This is a genomic window from Nocardiopsis sp. NPDC101807 (assembly GCF_044766605.1).
GTDB lineage: Bacteria > Actinomycetota > Actinomycetes > Streptosporangiales > Streptosporangiaceae > Nocardiopsis > Nocardiopsis tropica.
On the sequence record NZ_JBIWMK010000014.1, the window covers coordinates 81,918 to 104,606 of the forward strand.

Below are 22,689 nucleotides of genomic sequence, written 5' to 3' on the forward strand. Positions count from 1 at the left end.
GGCCGTGCCGGCGGCCTCGGGGCGCGTCAGCCGAGGAGCCCGGCCTTGCGCCAGAAGTACCGTCCCAGTCCGGTGATCGCCCCGGCGGTGCCCAGGGTGCCGACCACCTTGCGCGCGGCCCAGGTCTTGGTGCCGATCCAGTGCGGGTTCTTCCGGGCGACCTCGTAGGCCTCCTTCGGGTCGAGCCCGACCTGCGCGTACACCTTGGGGTTGATCAGCCGGGTGGCGGAGTAGTAGGTCACCAGTCCGAGGACGATGCGGCTGTAGGCCCGGTTGAGGGGGCCGCGGGTGACCCAGTCGCGCTGGAACTCCTCGCGGGCGTAGCGCATGTGCCGCGCCTCCTCCACCACGTGGATGCGCGCGACCGAGCGCACCAGGGGGAGGATCTGCTCGTCCGGCACGGCCTCGCGCTGGAGCTGGTCGAGGACCTCCTCGACGAACAGCGCCCCCGCGAAGATCAGCGGGCCGTGCGCGATGGCCTTGAAGACGCGGCCCAGGTGGTAGGTGACCGGGTCCAGCCGGTGCGCCTCCCAGCCGAGCTTCTGCACCATCTTGGCGAACATGACGGTGTGGCGGCACTCGTCGGCGATCTCGGTGTAGGCGTACTGGACGTGGTTGGTGGTGGGGTCGTTGTGGTAGGCGTGGCGGACGAGCATCTGCATCAGGATCGTCTCGAACCAGATGCCGATGGTCGCGACGCTGGCGACCTCCAGGCGGGAGAGCTCCTTGCGCTCGGCGTCGGAGAGCCGGTCCCACAGGTACGTCCCGTAGAGGGAGATCCGCTCGGGGCGGATGGCCCACATGCCGGGGTCGACGGGGGCGTCCCAGTCGATCTCGACGAGCGGGTCGAAGGAGGCCTTCGCCGATCCGCGCAGCAGGCGCTTGGCGATGTCCTCCCGGTCGGTGAGCCGGGGCTTGGCCGTGGTCTCCGCGGTCATCTTGTCCCTCCTCAGGACGCGTTCTGGGTGGCGGGGCCGCCGTGGCGTGCGTGGAGGCCCCGGGCGATCTCCGCCCCGTCGAAGGCGCCGTCCGCGAGCAGCAGTCCGAGCTGGAGCGAGACGATCCGCTCGGTGGCGCCGGGGAAGTGCCTGGTCAGGTGCAGGGCGGCGGTGCCCAGGGCCGTGGAGGCCACGTCGCGTGGTGCGCGCCGGGCGGCGGCCGCCCGGACGACGGCCATCACCGTGTCCTGCGTCCGCTCGGCGGGGACGAGGCCGTCCAGGGAGGCGCCGGTGGCCCGGGAGCTGTCGTGGATGGGGGTGTCGACGTAGCCGGGGAACACGGTCGTCACGCCGACGTGGGTCCCGTACTCGGCGCGGAGGCAGTCGGCGTAGGCGGCGACCGCGCGCTTGGAGACCGTGTAGGCGCCCGCCAGCGGGAGCTGGAGGTTGGCCAGCAGCGACGACGTGACGATGATCCGCCCCCTGCTCTCGAGCAGGGAGGGCATCGCGGCCGCGGTCACCCGCCAGGTGCCCAGGAGGTTGACCTCCAGCGCCTGGTGGGCGTGGGAGTCGGGGGCGTGGCCGATGTCCACGGAGGGGCCGACGCCCGCGTAGTGGACGAGCAGGTCCAGGCGTCCGCCGAGGTGATCGACGGCCTCCGCGACGCCGTCCCGCACCTGCCCGTCGTCGGTGACGTCGCAGCCGATGACGCCGGGGGAGGGCTTGCGGTCGATGCCGACGACGTTCACGCCCAGGTGGCGGAGGACGGCCACGGTGGCGCTGCCGAAGGCTCCCGAGGCGCCGGTGACGACGGCGTTCCGGCCGGGCAGCCGGCGCAGGTGGCGTGGCGAGGGGGGCGTCATGTGATCTCCTCCACAGTCATTGCCGGAACGTTACAACGAGCATTGTCACAATGCAATGGGTTCAGGTTGGAAATTTACTCGCGGGTAGGTTCGGCGTCGCCGGTGCCCGCCGGTGCCCGCCGGTGCCCGCCGGTGCCCGCCGGTGCCCGCCGGTGCCCGCCGGTGCCCGCCGGTGCCCGCCGGTGCCCGCGGCTCCGAGGCCGCGGACGCCGGTCGGCCGCCGGTCCCGGCCGCGGCGGTGCGGGGGCGCCGGGGGCGGGAGGGGGAGGGGGAGGGGGAGGTGGCGGACGCCGTCAGCGCCCGAGCAGCCCCGCCCTGCGCCAGAAGTGCGCGCCGGGGCCGGAGATCGCCCCGGCGGAGCCGAGCGTCCTCACGGCCTTGCGCGCCAGGTGGGTCTTGCTGTCGGTGAAGCGGGGGTTGCGCCGGGCCGTCCGCGCGGCCTCCCGGGGGTCCAGGCCGAGCTGCGCGTAGACCTTCCCGTGCACCAGGCGGGTGGCGGAGTAGTAGGCCACCAGTCCGAGGACGACGCGGCTGTAGGCCCGGTCGAGGGGGCCGCGGGCGGCCCAGTCCCGGTGGAACTCCTCGCGGGCGTAGCGGATGTGCCGGGCCTCCTCGATCACGTGGATGCGGGAGGTGGCGCGGACCACGGGCTCGATCTCCTCGTCGCGGATCATCTCCCGCTGGAGCTGGTCGAGGATCTCCTCGACGAACAGCGCCCCGCCGAAGATCAGCGGGCCGTGCGCGAGGGTCTTGAAGACCCGGCCGAGGAAGTGCGCGGCGGGGTCGAGGCGGTAGGCGCGGGAGCCCAGCTTCCCGACCGCCTTGGCGAACATGACGGTGTGGCGGCACTCGTCGGCGATCTCGGTGTAGGCGTACTGGACGTGGTTGGTGGTGGGGTCGTTGTGGTAGGCGTGGCGGACGAGCATCTGCATCAGGATCGTCTCGAACCAGATGCCGGTGGCCATGGTGCTGGCCATCTCCAGGCGGCTGAGCCTGCGGCGCTCGGCGTCGGTCAGCCGGTCCCACAGGTGGGTGCCGTAGAGGGAGACCCGTTCGGGGCGCATCCCCCAGAGGTCCTCGACGGGGGCGTCCCAGTCGATCTCGACGAGCGGGTCGAAGGAGGCCTTCGCCGATCCGCGCAGCAGGCGCTCGGCGATGTCCTCCCGGTCGGTGGGCCGGGGTGTCTTCGCGGTGTGTCCGGACACGTGGTCCCTCCTCGAAGGAGCGCGGGGCGGGGCCCCGCCGGGGGCGGCGGGGGCGTCGCGACGGGCGGGCGTGTGACGCCCCTCACCCCCGTTTCGGAAACGTTACAATGGTCGTTGTCATGGTGCAATGGCCCGGGGGCGCGGTTTTACTGACGGGTAACCTTCGGGAGGGTCTCTAGGCTGGACCCATGGCCGAATACCGCATTGACGAACTCGCCCGGCTTGCCGACACGACCGTCCGCAACGTCCGGGTGTACCAGGACCGAGGTCTGCTCGCTCCTCCCCGCAGGGAGGGCCGCGTGGGCATCTACTCCGAGGCCCACCTGGCACGCCTGCGGCTCATCGGCCAGCTGCTGCGGCGGGGCTACACGTTCGCCAACATCGGTGAGATGTTCCGGGTCTGGGAGCGCGGCGGCGACCTCTCCGACATCCTCGGCTTCGAGTCGGCCATAGGGGACGCCTGGAGCGACGAGATAGCCGACTACGTCACGCTGGGGGAACTCCGGGACCTCTTCGGCAAGGGCGTGACGCCCAAGACCATAAAGCGCGCCCTCGACCTGCGTGTCCTCGAACGCGACGGCCTGCGCTTCAGGGTCCCCAGCCCCCGGCTGCTGCACGCGGGCGCCGAGCTCGTCAAGCTCGGCATGAGCGTGGGATCGGTCCTGGACATCGCCGAGAACCTGCGCGACAAGGTCGGCGGCGTCGCCGAGCACATGGTCCGCCTCGTCTCCGAGCACATCATCGCCGAACACGCCCCCGGCACGGTCGTCCGCAGCGAGGAGACCGCCGAGATGGCCGAACTCATCCGGCGCGTGCGCCCGCTCGCGCAGCAGGCCGTGGACGCGGTCCTCGCCCAGGCGATGGCGGAGAACCTCACCACCGTCATGGGCGAGCACTTCGCCCTGGCGATGGAGCACCTGGAGCGGGAGCAGGGGGGCCGTCCGCGGGCGGAGGGCCTGACGGGCCCCTCCTGACGGTCCGTCCCGACCCCTCCCCGGCCCCCGCCACCCCTGGGACACCCTCGCCCCCTCCCCCTGACACACCCCCGCCCCCCGAAGAGCCTCCGGGGAGGCCCCCTCCACGCCTCCGGCGGGCCCGGCGCCCGCACCGGACCCCGTGTGGGCGCCGGGCCGCCCACGCAGGGCCGCCCACGCCGGGCCGCCCATGCAGGGCCGCCCACGCCGGGCCGCCCATGCAGGGCCGCCCACGCCGGGCCGCCCACGCAGGGCCGCCCACGCCGGGCCGCCCACGCGGGGCGGCCGGCGCGGGTCCGGACCGGGGGGTCCGGACCCGCGCCGGCGCTCATCCCCGCTCGCCGTCCCCGGAGCCCCCGGCCGCCTCCACCGTCTCCGCGACCTCCGCGGCCACGGCCTCGACCTTCGCCTCGACCTCTTCGCCGGCGGGGGAGGAGGCGTCCACCACCGTCAGGGGCAGCGTCGTGCCGAACCTCAGCTCGGCGAACGCCCCGGCGGGGACGGCCGGGGACCGCGGGAGGACCGGCCGGACCCTGCGGTAGCCGGCGCCCTGCTCCGGCCGGGGGTCCTCGTCGCCCTTGTTCGGCCACATCGACATCGCCCGCTCCGCCTGCGCGGTGATCGTCAGGGACGGGTTCACGCCCAGGTTCGCGGTGACCGCCGACCCGTCCACCACGTGGATGTCCGGGTGCCCGTACAGCCGGTGGTAGGGGTCGATCACACCGCTCTCCGGGCTGTCCCCGATCGGACAGCCGCCCAGGAAGTGCGCGGTCATCGGGATGTCGAACACGTCGCCCCAGGTGCCGCCGGGGAATCCGTCGATGCGCTCGGCGAGCCGGGTCGCCGCCTCCTGGCCCTTGGGGATCCACGTCGGGTTGGGCTCGCCGTGCCCCTGCCGGGAGGTGAGCCTCTTGCGGCCGCCGAACACCCCCCTGCGGACCGAGGTGGTCAGCGAGTTGTCCAGCGACTGCATCACCAGGCCGATGATCACCCGCTCCGACCAGCGGCGGTTGGAGAAGCTGCGGGCGAACACGTACGGGTGGCGCGCCGCCAGCCCCAGGAACCGCAGCCAGCGCGGGATCCGCCCGCCGCCGGGCACCTGCATGGCGGTGAGCAGCCCCATCGCGTTGGAGCCCTTGCCGTAGCGGACCGGCTCGATGTGCGTGTTCTCGTCGGGGTGGATGGAGGACGTGATGGCCACGCCGTGCGTCAGGTCCTCCGGGGGCGGCACCTGCTTGCTCATGGCTCCCACGAGCGCCTCGGAGTTGGTGCGGGTGAGGGTGCCGAGCCTGGCGGACAGGCGGGGCAGGAGCCCCGAGTCGCGCATCCGGTGCAGGAGGGTCTGGGTGTTGTAGGTGCCCGCGGCCACCACGACCCCGCGCGCGGTGAACGTGCGGGCGTTCTCCCGCCGCCGGGGCGCGTCGGTCCGGAGGGTGTCGAGGGCGAGGCCGCCGCCGGGCAGTTCGCGGACGCGCTCGACGGTGGTCAGGGGGTGGACGTCGGCGCCGCCGCGCTCCGCGAAGTACAGGTAGTTCTCGGTCAGTGTGTTCTTGGCCCCGTGGCGGCAGCCGGTCATGCACTCGCCGCACTCGGTGCAGGCCCGGCGCTCGGGGCCCGCGCCGCCGAAGTAGGGGTCGCCCACGGACCCTCCGGGGGCCGCCTCGGAGCCGTCGCCGTCCTCCCCGTCGCCGAAGCACACGCCCACGGGGGTGAGGCGGAAGGTGTGGCCGACGCCCATGTCCTCCGCGACCGCCTTCAGGTGCACGTCGGAGGGGGTGACGGTGGGGTTGGTGCGCACGCCGAGCATGCGGCGGGCCTGGTCGTAGAACGGGGCGAGCTCCGTCTTCCAGTCGGTGATGTGCCCCCACTGGGGGTCCTCGAAGAACGGGTCCATGGGGTGGTAGAGGGTGTTGGCGTAGTTGAGGGAGCCTCCGCCCACCCCGGCCCCGGCGAGGATCATCACGTCGCGCAGCAGGTGGATGCGCTGGATGCCGTACAGGCCGGCCTGCGGGGCCCACAGGAAGTTCTTCAGGTCCCAGGACGAGGCCGGGAGCGTCTCGGGCGTGAAGCGTCGGCCCGCTTCGAGGATCCCGACGCGGTAGCCCTTCTCGGTGAGGCGGAGGGCGCTGACGGAGCCGCCGAACCCGGACCCCACGACGATGACGTCGTAGTCGAAGCGGGGGTCCTCCTCGGGGGCGGCGGCGGACGGTTCTGCTCTGCGCTCTGGGGGCACGGCTGATCTCTCTTCGGGTCAGTCGCGGGCCTCGTAGTGCGCCGGATACGAGTCCGCAACATTGAATGTGCCATCTAGAAATGTGACATTCGATATTGTAATGTTCGTCACTACCGCCGAGTAGGGTGTGTTCCATGTAACACGCGTGGCGTGCTCCGGCGCAAGTTTCGCTCCCCCTCGCCGCCCCCGGCGGCGGAACACTGGAGGTACTCATGCCCAAGGCTTCCGACGAGGCGCCGGAGGCGCCTCGGGACGCGCCTGAGCAGCACGAATCCGGTGGCGGCACCCTGTGGCGCAGGTTCGCGCTCGTCGTGGTCCCCGGTCTCGCCGCCGCCGCGGTCCTGGGGGGCATGACCACCCAGGGCCTCCTCGCCGCGTCCTTCGCGGTCTCCGGTGACAGCTTCAAGATGTCCGCCGACCAGCTCGCCGGAAACGGGTTCACCCAGTTCGGCGACGTCGCCACCTCGGTGGACGGCTCCGCCCGGCCGGTCGGGCTCTCCTCGGTCGAGACGGCCGAACTGACGAACCTGTGCATGTCCTCCCTCTGGGACCTGCCGATCGGCGAGGCCACCCTCGTCATCAACGCCGGTGAGACCACGCCCGTCGAGGGCACCAACCTCGTCATCGACATCGAGCAGCTCCAGGGCAACGCCGAGTTCGGCGCCATCGAGATCGGCCGCGACGCCAGCACGCTGGACAGGGCCGACAACGGCCAGGGCCCCGCGGGCGGCTTCGGCCTCCAGGCCGACACCATCACCGTCTCCGACATGGAGATGACCACGTGGGCCGTCACGTCCGGCTCACTGCGCCTGTCCGGCCTGAGCCTGGCGATCAGGCCCGGCGCCCACGAGTGCTTCTGATGCCATGACCCACGCACCCACCCTCCTCCGGACGGGACGGGAACGCTTCCGGGACTGGCGGCGCAGCCGCCCGTTCTGGGGCGGCGTCCTCCTCGTCGCCGCCGGGGTCGAGCTGCTGCTGGCGCCGGCCGCGCAGAGCCTGATCCTCCCGATCGACCTGATCGTCTACGCGGGTATCGCCGGGGTGTCCGGCGCCCTCATCGCGGCGCTGCTGATCACCCTGGGAGCGCTGAGCTGGCTCCAGCCGGCCCAGCACGTCTTCTTCGGCCTGGTCGGGCTCGCTCTCGCCCTGGTCTCCTTCGTGACCTCCAACTTCGGCGGGTTCGTCATCGGGATGCTGCTCGGCATCGTCGGCGGTTCCCTCGTGTTCGCGTGGGCCCCCAGCGTTCGCCGCCGTTCCCGCAGGCGCCGCCGGGCCGGGGCGGCCGACGCCTCGGGTCCCGGGTCCGCGGATATCGACGCCTCCAGTCCCTTGTCCGCCGAGGGCGACGCCTCCGGTCCCGCGTCCGCCGAGGGCGGCCCGGGGACCGGTTCCACCCGGGAGGGCGACGGCGCCGGTGGCGACCGCCCGCCCGCCGCGGACGCGCCCGCCGGGGGCGACGGCGTCCCCCGGGACGCGGCCGGCCCCTCGGGGGAGGACGGCGTCGCCGACCCGCGCACGAGGACCGGGCCGCTCGCCGCCCTGGCCCTGCCGCTGGCCGCGGCGGTGGTGCTGGCCGGCGCCCCCGCGCCCACCCTGGGCTGGCCCTGGGACTGGTTCACCCCGCCGGGCGGCGGGGAGGAGCAGCCCGGGGACGACCCCTCGGAGGAGCCCTCGGAGGAACCCTCCGCCGGGCCGTCCGGCGACCCCGCGGACCCGGGCGAGAACCCCGGCGAGGACGGGGAGCCCCAGGAGCCCGGCGAGGACGAGGAGCCCGAGGAGGAGCCGGAGGAGGGGTCCGGTGCCGACCCGGCGGCCTGCGAACTGCTCTCCGGGGAGTCCGCGCTGGCGGGGTCGGAGGAGGAGTTCCTGGAGGCCGTGGAGGCCTGCCGGGCGGCACGGGACGAGGGCGAACTCCCCGAGGTCCCCGTCGACGAGGACTACGACTGCTTCCAGGGCTCGGTCCGCACGTCCGGCCTGACCGCCGACACGCTCACCATGAGGGGGGCGCGCTACGACGGCGTCGTCGAGTGCCCCACCGCCGACGGTCCGAAGCGCTACATCATGCTCAGCATGCGCCAGGCCGACGTGGACGACGGCGAGCTGTGGTTCGAGGACGGGGGGACCCGCATGAGCCTGGGCCTGCCCGCCATGAACCTGACCGGTGACGTGCGCCTGCACATCACGCGCATGCACGTGCGGCTCCTGGGGATCCCGCTGACCTTCACGCCGGACTTCCCGCCCCCGCTGCTGCTGCCGTTCATGATCGTCACCGACGTGGAGGTGGACAACCCCATGGCCGCCACCGACAGCATGACCATCCCGAACCTCAACGGGCAGTACGGCGGAGGCGGCTGACGGGGGCCGGTTCCGGGACCGGAACGCCCCCGGAGGCGCCGCGCGGGACAGTGCCCCCACCGGCCCCCCGGGCGGGGTCAGCGCCGTCCCGGCCTGGACGGCCCCCGCCCGCTCCGGCGGGAGCGGCGGGCACGGGCGCGGGCCGCCCAGGGCGCGGAGCGGTCCGAAGCGCTCGCGCCCGGTCGGGCGCGCACGGGCGCGGGGCGCCGCCGACGGCGACGCCCCGCCGGTACCGCGGGCTACCAGTTGTCGGTGATCAGGCGGCTGGCCCGGCCCACGTGGGAGACGTACAGCGCGTCGCGGGCCCGTGTGGAGGCCACGAACAGCAGCGTCCGCTCCTGCTGGAACGCCTGCTCCAGCGCCACCTGGTCGCCGTCGGCCGCCTCGATCGCGGCCTTGGGCGGCAGGAGGTGGTCGCTGACCCCGACCAGGGCCACGCAGCGGAACTCCTGTCCCTTGAGCCGGTGCATCGTCCCCACGCGCACCGCCGCGGCGTCGCCGCCGTCCTCCAGCGGCGCGGTCGGGATCCCCCTGGCCTCCAGCTCCTTGGCGACGCCGCGCACCACCCAGTGGTTGCGCCCCGCCACCGCGATCTCGTCCGGCCCGACCCCGGCCGCCAGCCACGCCCGCACCCGGTCGCCCAGGGCGGCGAGCTCCTCGGCGCGGCCGTCGCAGCCGCGCACCACCGGCGCGGGCCCGCGCAGCAGGGACCGGTACCCGGCCAGGGTGTCGGCGTTGTCGTCCATGCCCAGCGCCGCACGGCGGCCCAGGACCGGCATGCTCCAGTCCAGGATCTCCTGGGTGATGCGGTAGCTCGTCCGGAGCCGGTGGCCGCGCCCGCGCACGTTGATGCCGAGCGAGGCCAGCGACACCCGGTTGTCGGACACCCGCTGGTGCGGGTCGCCGACGACGAACAGGTCGTCCGGGCCCTCCGGGACCGCCGCGCGCAGCATCCGCCACTGGCTCGGGTGCAGGTCCTGGGCCTCGTCCACCACCACGTGCCGGAACAGCGGCGCTCCACGGCCCAGGACGCGGGCGGCCTCGGCCGCGAGCTGCGGGTAGGACCACAGCCCCTCCACCCGCATGGCGCCGACGTAGCGCCGCACGGTCTCCCACACCTGGCGGCGGTGCTCCGGGGCCAGGTGCTGCACCCGGCCGCTGCGCTCGCAGCGGATGTACTGCGGCAGCAGCTCCAGTCCCTTGGCGAGGATGACCTGCTCCCACTCGTCCACCAGGAAGCGGCCGGAGAAGGGCAGCCCGTCGGCCAGCGCCACCGCCCGCCACCGCTGGGCCAGTTCGTCCCGGCCGACCATGCGCGGCGCGACACTGCTGTGCGACTGCACGACCGACCGGGCGAGGCTGTCGATGGTCGCCACCCGCACCCGCGCGCGCACGCCGGGGTCGGGCAGCAGCTGGTCGAGGCGTTCGGAGAGGGACAGGGCCAGGGCCCGGTTGTAGGTGGTCAGGAGCACCGACTCGCGGGGGTCCCCGGGATGGGCGGCGGCGTCGCGCTCGGCCAGGTGGGCGGCGCGGTGCAGGGCGATCACGGTCTTGCCCGTCCCCGGGCCCCCGGTGATCTGGGCCGACCCCTTGAAGCGGGCCTCGGTGATCCGGTGCTGGTCGGGGTGGAGGGTGATCTGCCACTGGTCGAACGGCGCGGCGAGGGCGTCGGCGAGTTCGGGCGGACCGGCGGGCGTGGGGTCGACGGCCTCGGCCCCGGGGGACGCCAGGACCTCGGGCCGCAGGCCGCGGGCGAAGCGGAGCGCCTCGTCGCGCGGGCGCACGGTGATGAGCCGGTAGTGCGTACCGTCCGTGGGGCGGTCCTCTCCGGGCTCGCCGCGTCCCTCCCCGTCGGGGTCGGGAACGACGACGCCGGTCCAGTCGGGGGCGATGCTGACGACCCGCACGCGCGGGTCGGCGGCGCCGGCGACGGCCTCCAGGTCGGGGTCGTCCCCGGCCTGGCAGGCGCGCATCACGGCCAGGGTGTCGAGCTGGACGTCGGGCGTGAGGCGGGTGAAGTCGCTGAGAAACGTCGGGGCGATCGCAAGGGCGGACACGTCGTGGATTCCTCCGGTCTTCGACCAAGTGGTGTCTGCGGTGCTGAGGAGGTCGGAGCGGATGGTGTCGCGCGAGGGGAAGCCGGTCGGGCGACCGTCGCGTTCACTTGAAACATGCTCGGCGGCGAATTTGGGCAAACGCCGCTCCGGGGTCGATCGCCGCCGAGTTGGGAGGAGTTTTCGGGTCCCACGTATGCCCTGTTCAGAAGGCGTTTTGCGCAAGCACGTTCGAGCTTCCGGGTGGGTTTTTTCGCGGGGTCCCGGCGCGGGCTCCGTGACCTGCGGTTCTGTGTGAAGGGCTGGTGTCCGAAAGTAGGTTTATGTACCTGACCGAAAATAAGGAACAGAGGGTGAGACTGCCAGCTCGGAGTGGGATCTGTGGGGACAGTGAGGAAGAACTGTCGTCAGGGAAGGGTATGACCGAAACCCGGCGGGAGGGAGGAACGTGGGACCGACGCGGGAGCGGGCCCGCTCCGGCGGGAGGGGTACACGTTGTGGCCGGTTTCGGACACGCTCTGTGCAGACGGCGCCCCGCGCGAGATCGTAGAGCGCACGGGGGGCGGAAACCACGTGTGGTTCAGGACTCTGCCGGGGTCCGTCCTACCCCGGCAGAGTCCTCAACCGCTCTGGTTCCCGGACCGCTCTAGAGAAGCGGTACCCAGTCCCCGCCCTCTCCAAAGCGGGTGGCACGGCCAACCTTCGCCGACCCCGCGACCCCGGCGCCGCTCGGCTCCGCGACCGTCACACCCCATGCTCTACCGTGGTGGTGACAAAAGAGCGGAAAGGACCGGGACGAGCACAGTGGCCCCCAACGACATGAGCCGGATGCGCATATCCGACGCTGAGCGCGACCAGGTCTCCGAGGTCCTGCGCGAAGCCGCCGCGGAGGGCCGGATCACCCTCGACGAGCTGGACGAACGGCTCAACGCCACCTACGCGGCCAAGACCTACGCCGACCTCGAGCCGCTCACCTCCGACCTGCCCTCCCCCGGCGGTGCGGCGGCCCCGCTGCCCTCGGTCCCCGGCACGGTCCCGGGGGTGGTCGCCCAGCCCCAGGGCGACCCCATGGTCCTCAGGGCCGGAGGGAGCTCCATCGTCCGCAAGGGCGGATGGGAGGTCCCCCACCGGATCGAGGTGTACAACAAGTACGGCTCCACCCGGCTCGACTTCCGCGAGGCCGTCCTCACGAGTCCCGTCACCGAGGTCTACGTCGACACCTCGTGGGGCAGCGCCGACCTGATCCTCCCCGAGGGCGCCACCGCCTCGGTCGACTGCGACTCCTCCTGGTTCGGCACGCTGCGCTCCGACGTCGACTCCATGCGCAAGCAGGGCGCACCGCACTTCGTCGTCACCGGCGGGTGCCAGGGCGGGGGCCTCCGCGTCCGCTACAAGCGCCCCTTCTCCTGGGGCGGCCGAGGGGCCTGACCCGGCGTTCCCACGGGCGGGCCGACGAGCCCGGCCCGCCGCCCCCGCCATCCCCGCCGCCCTGCCCGGCGGCCCCCGTACAGGTCGTCACCGCGGCTCCCCGAGGCCCCGTCCTCCGCGCCCCGGCCGTACCCGCGTCCCGGCCCCGGCCGTCCCCGTGCGCCTGGCCGTACCCGCGCCCGGGCCGTCCTCCGCGCCGGCCGTACCTGCGTCCCCCGGTCCCGTCCGGGCGACTCCCCGTCCGGCCGTGACCGGCCGTACGCCATGATGGGTCCGGCACGCCGCGGGGCGCGCCGACAACCGGAGAGGCGGCACGCGTGGGCTGGTGGATCGCAGGGGTCGGAGCGGGCGCGTGCGCCCTGGCACTGGCCCCCTACGCCTGGACCTACCTGGCCAGCGCCGGACGCCGCAAGGACCCCGGCGCCGTCCCGCACCGGCCCGTCGCCGTCGTCCTGGGCGCCGCGGCGTGGAAGGACGGCCCCTCGCCCCTGCTCGCCCGCCGCCTGGACCTGGCCGTCCGCCTCTACGAGGACGGCAGGGTCGGGCGGATCATCGTCTCCGGGGACAACCGCGAGGTCTCCGGACACGAGACCGACACGATGACCGCCTACCTCGTCGGCCACGGCGTGCCCGCCGACCGGATCGAGGCCGACCGGTACGGCTACCGCACCTGGGACACCTGCGTCCGGGTGCGCGACCTGCACGGCGTCCGCGCGGCCACCATGGTCACCCAGTCCTTCCACCTGCCCCGCACGGTCGCCCTCGCCCGCGCCGCGGGGATCGACGCCGTCGGGGTCGGTGACCCCAGCCTCGGCGCCCGCCGCCGCTCCACCCTCATCGGCTACGCCCGTGAGGTCGGCGCAGCCGTCAAGGCCCTGCGCGACGCGGTGCTGCGCCCCGCGCCCGCGCACACGCAGGCGTGACCGGACCCGCAGTCCCGGGCACCGGCGGCCCGCACCCGCCGTGACCGGACACGCACTCACACCCCACCCGCAGGCGTGACCGCGCCCCGGCGGGGGTCCCCCGCCGGGGCGCGGGAAGGGTACGGCCCCCTCGACCCGGAGGAGGGCCGGAGTTCCCCGCGGGGGCGTGAGAAGGTCGACGCCGCCGCCGATTCGCGCGATCCGGCTGAGCCGGGATAATCGGGCCCATGAACGCGACCACGGACAACGACCCACACGACGGCGCGGAGAGCGTGGACTGGACGGCGCTCCTCCCCGAGGGCGGCGAGCGCGTCCCCGGCCTGCTCGCCGAGCTCGCCGGGAGCGACAGCGCCCTCTCGGACCTCCACGACCTCGTCCACTTCCCCGCGCCCGGGCACGTCGCCGCGCCCAGGGTTGTCGACTTCCTGGTCGACACCGCCTGCGCCGAGGGCACCCCGCCCACCGACCGCTGGCGTCCCCTGAGCCTGCTCCTCGAACTGGTCGCCGGCCACCCGGAGGACCGCCTCCCCGAGGTCCGCGACCTCGGCCAGTGGCGCGACGAGGTGGCGTGGGCGACGTCCAACGACGTGGAGAAGGTGCGGGAGCAGTACCGCGCCTGGGCCGAGGAGGCCCCGGACGAACAGCACCACCTCCGCATGCGCAACCGGCTCGCCGTCATGGAGCAGCCGAACGGCGCCGCGATCCTCCAGGCCGAGCTGGACACCTACGAGGCCGTCCTCGCCCGCGTCCCCGACCTGGTCACCCTCCTCAAGGGCGGCCTCAACCGCGGGGGCCTGGACCGTGCGGGGGAGTGGGTCAGCTACCTGCTCGCCTTCCTCACCGACGACTCCGAGCGGATCGCCTCCGAGATCACCGGAGCCTCCCAGGTCCTGCTCGCCAAGGACCTGCGCCCCGCCCCGCAGGCGCCCACGAGCCTGCGGGAGGTCATGAGCGGGGGGCTGGACAGCGGCGAACCGCTGCCCGCCGAGCTGTTCGCCCTGGGCCTGGTGGCCGACGCCGCCGACATCGACACGACCGTGGCCCTCACCCACCAGATGGCGGGCGGGAACCTCTACAACTCCTTCGCCGCGTCGGTGGCGCTCGTGCTCATCCACGGGGAGGACACCCCCCGCGAGGCGCTGCGCCGCATCGGCCGCGGCGGCGGGACCTCGATGGGCTACGCGGGCCTGTTCAACGAGTCGTGGCCGCACTGCGGCGGGCGCTCGCCGCAGGTCCTGGGCTTCCTGGCGCTGGGCCGCGCCGGGGGCCGCGCGCGGCGGCTGCGCCTGGACATGCTGCCCGGCCTGATCAAGGAGGAGGCCGACTCGCGCGCCCTGGTGACCGGCGTCGGCCTGGAGATCGTCCTGGGCCCCCGCAGCAAGGGGCACACGGCCGAGGAGCACGCCCGGGCCGAGTACGACGAGGAGACCCTCAAGGTGCTGTGGGCGATCGCCGAGCTGCCCGCCTCCGCGTGGGAGGACGGGGAGTTCACCGCGACGCTGGCCGCCTGGGCGCTGCCGGAGGACGCCGAGGAGTTCTGCGCCCTGGTGGGGGTGGAACACGAGGAGGAGCCGGAGGAGGAAGAGGCGCCACAGGCCCCGGCCCCCGCTCCCCAGGCCCCCGCCCAGGGCGGCCTGTTCGGACGCCTCTTCGGCGGAGGACGCTAGGGCGTGTTCCGCGGACACTCGTCCTGCTGCGCGTCGCCCCGGTACGCCCTTCGCGGCGTTCTTCTCTGTCGACAGGACCCCGCCCTGACTCCTTCGTCGGCCTTGCGATGAACGCACCGGATGCGCCGCTCGCGACGGACGGCGTCCACGGAACACGCCCCGGGCGTACCGACCACGGAGGTCGGTGACACCCGCCCCGCCCGACACACGCGAGGAGGGCCTCCGGTACCGGTGCGGACTGCGACGTCCACCACCGGACCGGAAGGCCCCCGACGCCCCGCACCACCCACGCCGGCGCCGCCGCCCGGGGGCCGCCCCGGCCACCGGCGCGGCCCCGGGCGTCATTCCGCGTCGGCGGCCAGGGCGTCGTCCACGGCGGTCTCGTAGCCCCCGAGGAAGGTCGGGTCGGGGCGGAACACCGCCGTGCCCAGCGCGGCGACCGCGGCGGGCACCTCGCGGACCCACCCGTACACGGTGGCGAACCTGCGCTCCTCCAGGCTGGAGTCGGCCACCCCGACCGCATCGATCCCCGCGTCCCGGCAGAGCCGCACCGCGCGCGGCAGGTGGAAGTCCTGGGTGACCACCGTGGCCTCCTCCACCCCGAACACCTCCCGCGCGCGCACGCACGAGTCCCAGGTGGAGAACCCGGCGTAGTCGCCCGCGATCCGGTTCTCCGGAACCCCGGCGGCCACCAGGTAGTCGCTCATCGTGTCGGTCTCGTTGTAGTGGTCGACGCTGTTGTCGCCGCTCACCAGCACGGCCTCCACCTTCCCGGCGAAGTAGAGCTCGGCGGCGGTGTCGAGGCGGCGGGCCAGCAGCAGGGACGGCAGGCCGTCGGGGCGCACCCCCGCGCCCAGCACCAGCGCGACCGGTCGCTCGGGCACCCCCTCGGCGGTGTGGCGGTCGCCGGAGGTGCTCGCGACCTGCCACACGAACGGCAGGAAGCCCGCCACCACGGCGCACACGGCCAGCAGGGCCAGGCGCCGCAGGGGGCGCCGGCGCCGTTCGGGACGGGTCTTCCGGCCGGTGTCGCCGGCCCCCGGTACGGAGGCGCCGTCGCCGGGGGAGCCGTCGGGGGCCGGGGCGGCGTGCCCGGGGGCGGAGGGCTCCCGCTCGGCGTCGTCGGGTGCGGAGGCGCCGGACGCGGCGGGATCTGAGGTCGTCACGCCTGAGAAGACGCCCGGAACGGCCGGAGAGTTCCGGCGGAGGGTGGGACGGGCGGGGCGACCTCGCGGGCGAATCGTGCCGGGCGGAAAACCCGGCTGTGCGCCGCCCGGACACCCCGTTAGAGTCGCCGCATGTCCTCACAGCCGCACCACGCCGACCTGTCCCCGCGACTGCGCGCCCTCGCCGACCTCATGCCCGGGAGCATGCGCGAGGGCTCCGGGATGCACGAGTACGACGGCAGGGTCGCCGACACGTCGCCCGACGGGGTCCGGGACGCGCTGTCCCGGCTCGGCGGCGACCCCGTCGCCGACGCCCACGACGAGGCCCACCTGGCCGCGTTCGAGCAGGGTCTCCGCTACGAGCTGGGCGAACTCCAGCTGCACCGTTCCAACCCCCTCCACCACCTGGGCGAGCTCGACGTCTCGGGCTACGACCGCGAGTACGCGCCCCAGGCGGAGCGCGACGCCGCGCGCATCACCCACCTGGCCCAGTGGCCGCGCGTGGTCGACAACGCCGTCGCCTCCCTGGACAGGGTCCCCGCCCCCCTCGCCGACGCGCTCCTGGCCGCGGTGAGGGGCGTGGCCGACGGCCTCCCCGACGACATCCCCGCCGACGTCCTCGAACCCGCCCTCGCGGCACACGCCCGCCTCGTCGACCACATGGAGCGAGCCGTCCGGGAGGGGCCGGAGAGCGCCCGGCTCGGCGCGGACGCCCTGAGCCGACTGATGGGCACCGGTGAGGCGGTCGAGGTGGACCTCGCCGATCTCGCCTCCCGCGCCGACGCCGAGCGAGACCGCCTGAGGGCGGCCCTGGCCCGGGCCACCGGCCGGATGGCCCCGGGCCGCGACCCCATGGAGTTCGCCCGCGAGCTCACCCGGCAGTACCCGGCCGCCGACGGGGTCCTGGACGCCGCCCGCCGCTGGACCGCGCTCGCCGTCGAGTTCACCGCCGAGCGCGGGCTGGCCCCGTGGAACGACGGCGAGTGCCGCGTGGACGTCTCCCCGCCCTCGCAGCGCTGGGCGACCGCGATGATGGCGTGGCCGGGCCCGTGGGAGGCCGACAGCCCCTCCTTCTACTTCATCACCCCGCCGGACGAGGCGTGGAGCGAGGAGGAGGCGGGCGAGTGGCTGGAGATGTTCAGCCACACCACCCTGCCCGCCGTGAGCGTGCACGAGGTGGCGCCGGGCCACTTCTCCCACGGCCGCGCGCTGCGCAGGGCCCCCGGCCAGGTGCGCCGCACCCTGCACTCGATGACCTTCGCCGAGGGGTGGGCGCACTACGCCGAGGAGATGTGCCTGGAGGAGGGCTTCGGCGAGTACGCCGCCGAACGCCTGGGGGACCCCGCGTGGACCGCGGACCACTACGAGGTCGGCGTGTGGGTGGAGGCGCTGATCCGCGTCACCCGCCTGTCGGTGGCCATCGGCATGCACACCGGCGGCCTGACGGTGGAGGAGGCTGCCGCCCGCTTCGCCGAGGACACCCCCCTCCAGGGGCCCGCGGCCCTCTCCGAGGCCCGCCGGGCGACCTTCGACCCCACCTACGGCCGCTACACCTGGGGCAAGCTGGAGATCCTCGCGCTGCGCGAGCGCGCCCGCGAGCAGTGGGGGGAGGGGTTCGACCTGCCCAGGTTCCACCGGGCGCTGCTCGACCTCGGCTCCCCGCCGATCGGGCTCATCGGCACCGCCCTCGAACGCGGTTAGCGGCCGGGCAGCGCTGCGCGGAGGGGCCGGGGGACCCCCCGATTTCCACGGTAGGGCGTGGGACGTCCCGGCCGCCAGACGTTCCCGGGGCCTGTGGACGGCCGGCGGGCCGCGGTGACCGGACCCGCCCCGCGTCCGGGACGCCGGCCTCCGGGACACCGGCCTTCAGGACACCGGCCTTCGGGACACCGGTCCCGGTCCAGACCCCGGCCTCGTGCCTGCGGCCCCAAGGCACCGTTCCCGTGGTCGTGGGCCCCCGGACCCGCTCCCCGGTCCCCGGGCCACGACCCCGGTCCCCGGGCCCGCGGCCGCCCCGCGGGGGCGGCCGCGAGTCGCTCCCGGCCTACTCCGGGGTGGCGGGGCCCGGCGCCCCCAGCTTCCCGAGGGCGTCGCGCACCCGCCCCTTCGACGAGCCCAGGGCCCGCGCGGCACCGGCCGCGTCGACGTCGGCCAGGAGGGACACGAGCGCCACCCGGGTGTCGCCGCCGGCCGCGTTGAGGGCCTCCGCGCACGCCTCCTCGCCCAGGCCGGTGGCCTGCGTCAGGATGGTCACCACCCGGCCCCGCAGCTTGCCGTTGGTGGCGTCCACGCCCACCATCAGGTTCGAGAACGTCCGGCCCATGCGCACCATCACCGCGGTGGAGAACGCGTTCAGGGCCAGCTTCTGCGCCGTGCCCGCCTTCATGCGCGTGGACCCGGCGATCACCTCCGCGCCCGTGGAGACGCCCACGTGCACGTCCGCGGACGAGGCGAGCGACGCCCCGGGGTTCGCGCTGATCAGCACCGTCGACGCCCCCCTCTCGCGGGCCGCCTCCAGGGCTCCCCCCACGTACGGGGTGCGGCCGCTCGCGGCCAGCCCCACCACGAGGGAGCCCTCGGACACGCCCGCGGCGTCGATCCGGCCCGACTCCCAGTCGTCCTCGATCCCCTCCACGGCCCGCGACAGCGCCTCGCCGCCGCCCGCGTGGTGCGCCACCACCCACTCGGCCGGCACGCCGTACGTCGGCGGCAGCTCGGCGGCGTCCTGCGCGGCGATCCGCCCCGAGGTGCCCGCGCCGAAGTAGTGGATGGCCGCCCCGCTCTCCAGGGCGGCCACCCCCAGCTCCACGGCCCGCGCCAGCTCGGGCAGGACCGCGCCCACGGCCGCGGGGACCGTGGTGTCCTCGGCGTTGATCTGCCGCAGGATGTCGAGCGCCGGGAGCAGGTCGATGTCGTACGTGCCGGAGTTGCGCTCCTCGGTGGGAGCGCGCACGATCACGGCCCCACCGCCCTCCGGGTCGCCGGGGGGCCGGGGGACGTCTTCCCCGCCGCCGTGTACCGCGCTCTCCTGTTCGGTCCGCACCCGTGCCGTTCCTTTCCGTAGGGCCGCGCCCGGCCCACCGCCGGGGAAACCGGGCGGCGGGGCCGACGCGTGCCGGTCAGTCGTCGTTTCCGTCGGTGCTCCTGCCGCCGGGGGAGTCCCCGCGGCGGCGTCTGCGGTCGTCGTTGATCCGCAGGCCCCGCACAGCCTCGAAGGTGGTCTCCAACGCTGTGCGGCTGTCGGTGTAGCGGCTCTGGGCCAGGCCCACGAACAGGCAGTCCACGACGGTCAGCTGGGCGAGCCTGCTCGCCGTCGCCCCGGACCGGAACGTGGTCTCCCGCGCCGCCGTGGTCAGCACGTGGTCGGCGAACCCGATCGCGGACCGGGGGAAGTTGGTGATGGCGACGGTCCGCGCCCCGCGCCTGCCCGCCTCGGTCAGCGCCTGGACCGTGTCGATGGTCGAACCGGAGTGGGAGATGCCGATGGCGACGTCCCGCTCGTCGAGGAGGGCGGCGCTGGTGAGCATGACGTGCGCGTCGGACCACGCGAACGAGGTCATCCCGATCCGGTGCAGCTTCTGCTGGAGGTCGGCCCCGACGAACGCGCTCGCCCCCACCCCGTACACGTCGATGCGCCGCGCGCCCGCCATCGTGTCGATGACCGTGCGCAGGACGTCCACGTCCAGGGCCGCCCCGGTCTCCTCGACGGCGCGTGCGTCGGTGTAGGCGATCTTCTGGACCACCGTGACGAGCGTGTCGTCGGGGTTGATGTCGCTGGACAGCTCGGGGGAGCCGGAGCGGGCGCCGCGGGCCTGCCCGGCCTCCGTGGCCAGCGCCAGGCGCAGCTCCCGGTAGCCGCTGAAGTCGATGGTGCGGCAGAACCGGATCACCGTGGCCTCGGAGGTCGCGCAGTCCTTGGCGAGCTGGGTGATGGAGGAGGCCGCGGCCCTCTCGGGGTCGTCGATGACGCGCTGGGCGACCCGGCGCTCGGCGGGCGCGAGGGAGGGCAGGAGCGACCGTATGCGGAGCACCGTCGTGGGGACGGGCGAGGCGGAGAGCGCCCCGGTCTCCGGTCGGTCGCCCGAAGGCTTCGGAATTTGCGCCATGGAGGAAAGTTTCTTTCGGTCGTGGTGCAGAGTCAACGCGGTGGAGGGAAAAAGCGGGAGAATCAAGGATTTCAAGGGACGGTCGCGGCAGCAAGTATCCACCCTCCGATTGCGGGATCCCAGCTCAGGCGGCACCCTGGGGGCGGGGGCGTCGCGGCTCATCCGTCACGCGCGCAACCCGCCAGGGGGGATGGTGCCGTGTCGCCGAGCGACCCGGAAGGACGGCGGTCCGGATCGGCCGCCGGGAGCGGTGCGACGGCCGGCGCACGGCCGGTCGACCGCGGGGCCGGCGGGCTCCACGTGGGGCTGCTGGGGCAGTTCGGCGTCGAGGTCGGGGGCGTGCCGCTGAACCTGCGCGGGGACAAGCGCCGCGCCCTGCTCGCCTCGCTCCTCCTCAACGCGGGGAGCACCGTCCCCACCGCCCACCTCGTCGAGCGGATCTGGGGCGCCCCGCCCACCCAGGCCAACCGCAGCGCCCTCCAGGTCCACGTCGCCCGTGCCCGCGCCCTGTTCGAGCACCACTGCGGCACGCCGCTCATCCGCGGCGGGAACGGCGGCTACCGCATCGACCTCGCGGAGGAGCAGTCCGACCTCCTGCGCTTCCGGGCACTGGTCGGGAGCGCCGCCGACGCCGCGGCGCGGGGCGACCGCGAGTCCCGCACCGAACTCCTCATCCGTGCCCTGGGCCTGTGGCGCGGCCCCGTCCTGGCCGACGTGGCCAGCCCGGTCCTGCACTCCCGCGACGTGCCGCCCCTCACCGAGGAGCTGCTGCGCGCCGCGGAGGAGGGCTTCGGCGGGGCCCTGGCGCGCGGTGACCACGAGCGGGTGGCCGACCAGATCCGGCCGATCGCCACCGACCATCCCGAGCGCGAGCCCCTCATCCGCGTCCAGATGATCGCCCTCTACCGCAGCGGCCGTCCCAGCGAGGCCCTGCGCGTGTACGCGCGCACCCGCGACGCCCTGGTCGAGCGCCTCGGCGCCGACCCGGGACGCGAGCTCCAGGAGACCTTCCACGGCATCCTGCGCGGGGACCTGGACCCCCCGTCGGAGCACGGGACCGCGCGGCCCCCGGGGCACGACGCGCACCGCGACCCGCTCGCGCGCATCCCGCGCCAGCGGGCCCTGGTCCGCGGCGAGGGGACGCCCGCCGGGGGCGCCGGGGCCTGCGCCGGCGCGGACGCGGAACCGGGGGGACCCGCGGGCCGGTGCGTCCGGGACGCGGAACCGGCCCCCGACCCGGTCCGGCCCCCCGCCAGGGTGCCCGGCTCCGTCACGCCCTCGGAGCTGCCCGCCGCACCCGCCGTCCTGGTGGGGCGCGACGGGGCACTGGCCGAACTCGACCGTCTCGTCGACCCGCGCGGGGGAGCCCCCGGCAGCGTGCTCGTGCGCGGCCCGGCCGGGGCGGGGAGCAGCGCCCTGGCCCTGCGCTGGGCGCACGCGGCGGCGCCGCACTTCCCGGACGGCCAGCTGTACGTCAACCTGCGCGACGGCGACGGCTCCCCGCGCGACCCGGCCGAGGTCCTGCGCCGGCTGGTGCGCTCCCTGTCCTCGGAGTGGCACGGCGCCGGCGCCCTGGACACCGAGGACGCCGCGGCCCGCGTCCGCACGCTCCTGGCGCGCAGACGCGTCCTGCTGATCCTGGACAACGCGGCCACCAGCCGCCAGGTGCGGCCCCTGCTGCCCGGCGGCGCCGGTTGCGCCGCGGTGGTCACCAGCCGGAACTGGCTGACCGACCTGCTGGTGCGCGACGGGCTCCGCGCGCTCCCGGTGGGGGCGCTGCCGCCGGGGGCCGCCGTCGAACTGCTCCGCTCGCAGATCGGCGCGGACCGGTGCAGGGAGACGGTGCTGCGGCGCCTCGCCCACCTGTCGGGATACCTGCCGCTGCCGCTGCGGATGGCCGTGGCCTGGTTCGACACCAACCCGCACGCGTCCGGCTCGGAGCTGGTGCGGAGCCTGGAGGAGGCGGACCCGGCACGCGGCGTCACTCCCACGGCCCGGATGGCCGCCGTGCTGCGTACCGGGCCCGGGACGGGACGCCACGGCCGCGGGGAAGTACCGGTCGGAGCGGACCCGCCCGGCACAAGTGTGGGACAGGCGTCTTACGTTCGGCTTTCACCCGGATGAGGACCATCCGCCCTGCGGTTGGCCGGGAGGTGGGCGGAGCGTGGCGTCCCGGAGACGCGGCGCGAACGGAAAACCAAGCACCGGTGGTGAAATCGGTCGGATTTGTCTACGGGGGTCCGCTGCGGTCGCACGAGTCGCTAGTGTCAACCCCATGACACAGAACAATGATCCCAACCTGGACCCGGCGGGCAACACCCAGCACTTCCGCCGCTTCGTCGACGAGAACCCGGAGCCCGAGGAGCCCGCGCGCCGCCCGATCCTGCCGCTGGTGCTGGCGGGCGTCGGCGTGGTCCTGGCGATCGCGGTGGTCGTCGCGCTGGTCCTGGCCTTCTCCTAGGACCTCTGTCGGGCTCTGGCGGCACGGGGCGGGCCCGCCGGTCGCTCCGGAACCGGTTCGCGACCACCCCGCGGTCCTGCTAGAGTTAACGACGTCGCCAGGGGGTACGGGCCACGGTCCGACACCCGGGAGCGGCGGGCGTCATTAGCTCAATTGGCAGAGCAGCTGACTCTTAATCAGCGGGTTCGGGGTTCAAGTCCCTGATGACGCACACGATCCGAGGCCCCGATCGATTCCGATCGGGGCCTTCGTGCTTTCCCGGGACCGCATTCGCGAGATTCGCGAGTGCCCTTCCGCTCCCTCCTTTCCCTAC

General features: G+C 74.5%; 17 protein-coding genes and 1 tRNA gene. 10 read left to right on the forward strand and 8 right to left on the reverse strand.

What is annotated here, in order from left to right:
- Positions 1-26: 26 nt before the first annotated feature.
- The 3 genes from ACIRPH_RS30660 to ACIRPH_RS30670 all read right to left on the reverse strand — a co-directional run bounded on the left by ACIRPH_RS30660 (position 27) and on the right by ACIRPH_RS30670 (position 3,006).
- A complete protein-coding gene (locus tag ACIRPH_RS30660; protein WP_402920769.1) occupies positions 27-938 on the reverse strand; it encodes a diiron oxygenase in 912 nt (303 codons plus the stop codon).
- 11 nt (positions 939-949) lie between these two features.
- Complete coding sequence (locus tag ACIRPH_RS30665; RefSeq protein WP_402920772.1) at positions 950-1,801, reverse strand: SDR family NAD(P)-dependent oxidoreductase; 852 nt, start codon at positions 1,799-1,801, stop codon at positions 950-952.
- A gap of 293 nt (positions 1,802-2,094) precedes the next feature.
- Positions 2,095-3,006: a diiron oxygenase gene (locus ACIRPH_RS30670; protein WP_402920775.1), complete on the reverse strand. Its 912-nt coding sequence runs from the start codon at positions 3,004-3,006 to the stop codon at positions 2,095-2,097.
- Between the two features lie 188 nt (positions 3,007-3,194).
- Here ACIRPH_RS30670 and ACIRPH_RS30675 point away from each other — a divergent pair, with 188 nt between their 5' ends.
- On the forward strand, positions 3,195-3,980 hold the full coding sequence (locus ACIRPH_RS30675) for a MerR family transcriptional regulator (protein WP_402920778.1): 786 nt from the start codon (positions 3,195-3,197) through the stop codon (positions 3,978-3,980).
- Positions 3,981-4,308: 328 nt separating this feature from the next.
- Here ACIRPH_RS30675 and ACIRPH_RS30680 read toward each other — a convergent pair whose 3' ends face one another.
- Entirely contained in the window at positions 4,309-6,213 is a 1,905-nt protein-coding gene (locus ACIRPH_RS30680; protein WP_402920781.1) for a GMC oxidoreductase, read from the reverse strand.
- Positions 6,214-6,425: 212 nt separating this feature from the next.
- Here ACIRPH_RS30680 and ACIRPH_RS30685 point away from each other — a divergent pair, with 212 nt between their 5' ends.
- Both ACIRPH_RS30685 and ACIRPH_RS30690 read left to right on the forward strand, forming a co-directional pair.
- A complete protein-coding gene (locus ACIRPH_RS30685) occupies positions 6,426-7,073 on the forward strand; it encodes a DUF6230 family protein (RefSeq protein WP_402920784.1) in 648 nt (215 codons plus the stop codon).
- Between the two features lie 4 nt (positions 7,074-7,077).
- Positions 7,078-8,571, forward strand: coding sequence for a DUF6114 domain-containing protein (locus ACIRPH_RS30690; RefSeq protein ID WP_402920787.1), 1,494 nt, complete (start codon positions 7,078-7,080; stop codon positions 8,569-8,571).
- 239 nt (positions 8,572-8,810) lie between these two features.
- On the opposite strand, the gene ACIRPH_RS30695 is transcribed toward ACIRPH_RS30690, so the two are convergent.
- On the reverse strand, positions 8,811-10,628 hold the full coding sequence (locus ACIRPH_RS30695) for a UvrD-helicase domain-containing protein (RefSeq protein ID WP_402920790.1): 1,818 nt from the start codon (positions 10,626-10,628) through the stop codon (positions 8,811-8,813).
- 801 nt (positions 10,629-11,429) lie between these two features.
- Here ACIRPH_RS30695 and ACIRPH_RS30700 point away from each other — a divergent pair.
- The 3 genes from ACIRPH_RS30700 (at position 11,430) to ACIRPH_RS30710 (ending at position 14,643) form a co-directional block, all read left to right on the forward strand.
- The gene (locus tag ACIRPH_RS30700; RefSeq protein ID WP_402920792.1) at positions 11,430-12,053 is read left to right on the forward strand and encodes a DUF1707 domain-containing protein; all 624 of its coding nucleotides are present in this window, start codon (positions 11,430-11,432) and stop codon (positions 12,051-12,053) included.
- A gap of 317 nt (positions 12,054-12,370) precedes the next feature.
- Positions 12,371-12,976, forward strand: a complete 606-nt coding sequence (locus tag ACIRPH_RS30705) for a vancomycin high temperature exclusion protein (RefSeq protein WP_402920795.1) — start codon at positions 12,371-12,373, stop codon at positions 12,974-12,976.
- Between the two features lie 227 nt (positions 12,977-13,203).
- Complete coding sequence (locus tag ACIRPH_RS30710; RefSeq protein WP_402920798.1) at positions 13,204-14,643, forward strand: hypothetical protein; 1,440 nt, start codon at positions 13,204-13,206, stop codon at positions 14,641-14,643.
- Positions 14,644-14,984: 341 nt separating this feature from the next.
- Here the strand turns inward: ACIRPH_RS30710 and ACIRPH_RS30715 are convergent, their stop codons facing one another.
- Positions 14,985-15,809 carry a vancomycin high temperature exclusion protein gene (locus ACIRPH_RS30715; protein WP_402920801.1) on the reverse strand — a complete coding sequence of 275 codons (825 nt, stop codon included), beginning with the start codon at positions 15,807-15,809 and terminating at the stop codon, positions 14,985-14,987.
- Between the two features lie 132 nt (positions 15,810-15,941).
- Here ACIRPH_RS30715 and ACIRPH_RS30720 point away from each other — a divergent pair, with 132 nt between their 5' ends.
- Positions 15,942-17,510, forward strand: a complete 1,569-nt coding sequence (locus ACIRPH_RS30720; protein ID WP_402920804.1) for a DUF885 family protein — start codon at positions 15,942-15,944, stop codon at positions 17,508-17,510.
- A gap of 343 nt (positions 17,511-17,853) precedes the next feature.
- On the opposite strand, the gene ACIRPH_RS30725 is transcribed toward ACIRPH_RS30720, so the two are convergent.
- Positions 17,854-18,852 carry an N-acetylmuramic acid 6-phosphate etherase gene (locus tag ACIRPH_RS30725; protein ID WP_402920807.1) on the reverse strand — a complete coding sequence of 333 codons (999 nt, stop codon included), beginning with the start codon at positions 18,850-18,852 and terminating at the stop codon, positions 17,854-17,856.
- A gap of 76 nt (positions 18,853-18,928) precedes the next feature.
- Positions 18,929-19,915, reverse strand: coding sequence for a MurR/RpiR family transcriptional regulator (locus ACIRPH_RS30730; RefSeq protein ID WP_402920810.1), 987 nt, complete (start codon positions 19,913-19,915; stop codon positions 18,929-18,931).
- Between the two features lie 198 nt (positions 19,916-20,113).
- Between ACIRPH_RS30730 and ACIRPH_RS30735 the strand changes: the two genes are divergently transcribed.
- From ACIRPH_RS30735 to ACIRPH_RS30745, 3 genes are all read left to right on the forward strand, one after another.
- The gene (locus ACIRPH_RS30735; RefSeq protein WP_402920813.1) at positions 20,114-22,039 is read left to right on the forward strand and encodes a BTAD domain-containing putative transcriptional regulator; all 1,926 of its coding nucleotides are present in this window, start codon (positions 20,114-20,116) and stop codon (positions 22,037-22,039) included.
- A gap of 151 nt (positions 22,040-22,190) precedes the next feature.
- Complete coding sequence (locus ACIRPH_RS30740) at positions 22,191-22,376, forward strand: hypothetical protein (RefSeq protein ID WP_267946203.1); 186 nt, start codon at positions 22,191-22,193, stop codon at positions 22,374-22,376.
- A gap of 138 nt (positions 22,377-22,514) precedes the next feature.
- A tRNA-Lys gene (locus ACIRPH_RS30745) sits at positions 22,515-22,587 on the forward strand.
- Positions 22,588-22,689 lie beyond the last annotated feature (102 nt).

Excerpts from the sequence above, each read along its gene's own strand:
- ACIRPH_RS30710 (WP_402920798.1), top strand. The coding sequence starts at position 13,204 with ATGAACGCGACCACGGACAACGACCCACACGACGGCGCGGAGAGCGTG.
- ACIRPH_RS30690 (WP_402920787.1), top strand. The coding sequence starts at position 7,078 with ATGACCCACGCACCCACCCTCCTCCGGACGGGACGGGAACGCTTCCGG.
- ACIRPH_RS30720 (WP_402920804.1), top strand. The coding sequence starts at position 15,942 with ATGTCCTCACAGCCGCACCACGCCGACCTGTCCCCGCGACTGCGCGCC.
- ACIRPH_RS30660 (WP_402920769.1), bottom strand. The coding sequence starts at position 938 with ATGACCGCGGAGACCACGGCCAAGCCCCGGCTCACCGACCGGGAGGAC.
- ACIRPH_RS30665 (WP_402920772.1), bottom strand. The coding sequence starts at position 1,801 with ATGACGCCCCCCTCGCCACGCCACCTGCGCCGGCTGCCCGGCCGGAAC.
- ACIRPH_RS30685 (WP_402920784.1), top strand. The coding sequence starts at position 6,426 with ATGCCCAAGGCTTCCGACGAGGCGCCGGAGGCGCCTCGGGACGCGCCT.
- ACIRPH_RS30730 (WP_402920810.1), bottom strand. The coding sequence starts at position 19,915 with ATGGCGCAAATTCCGAAGCCTTCGGGCGACCGACCGGAGACCGGGGCG.
- ACIRPH_RS30740 (WP_267946203.1), top strand. The coding sequence starts at position 22,191 with ATGACACAGAACAATGATCCCAACCTGGACCCGGCGGGCAACACCCAG.
- ACIRPH_RS30675 (WP_402920778.1), top strand. The coding sequence starts at position 3,195 with ATGGCCGAATACCGCATTGACGAACTCGCCCGGCTTGCCGACACGACC.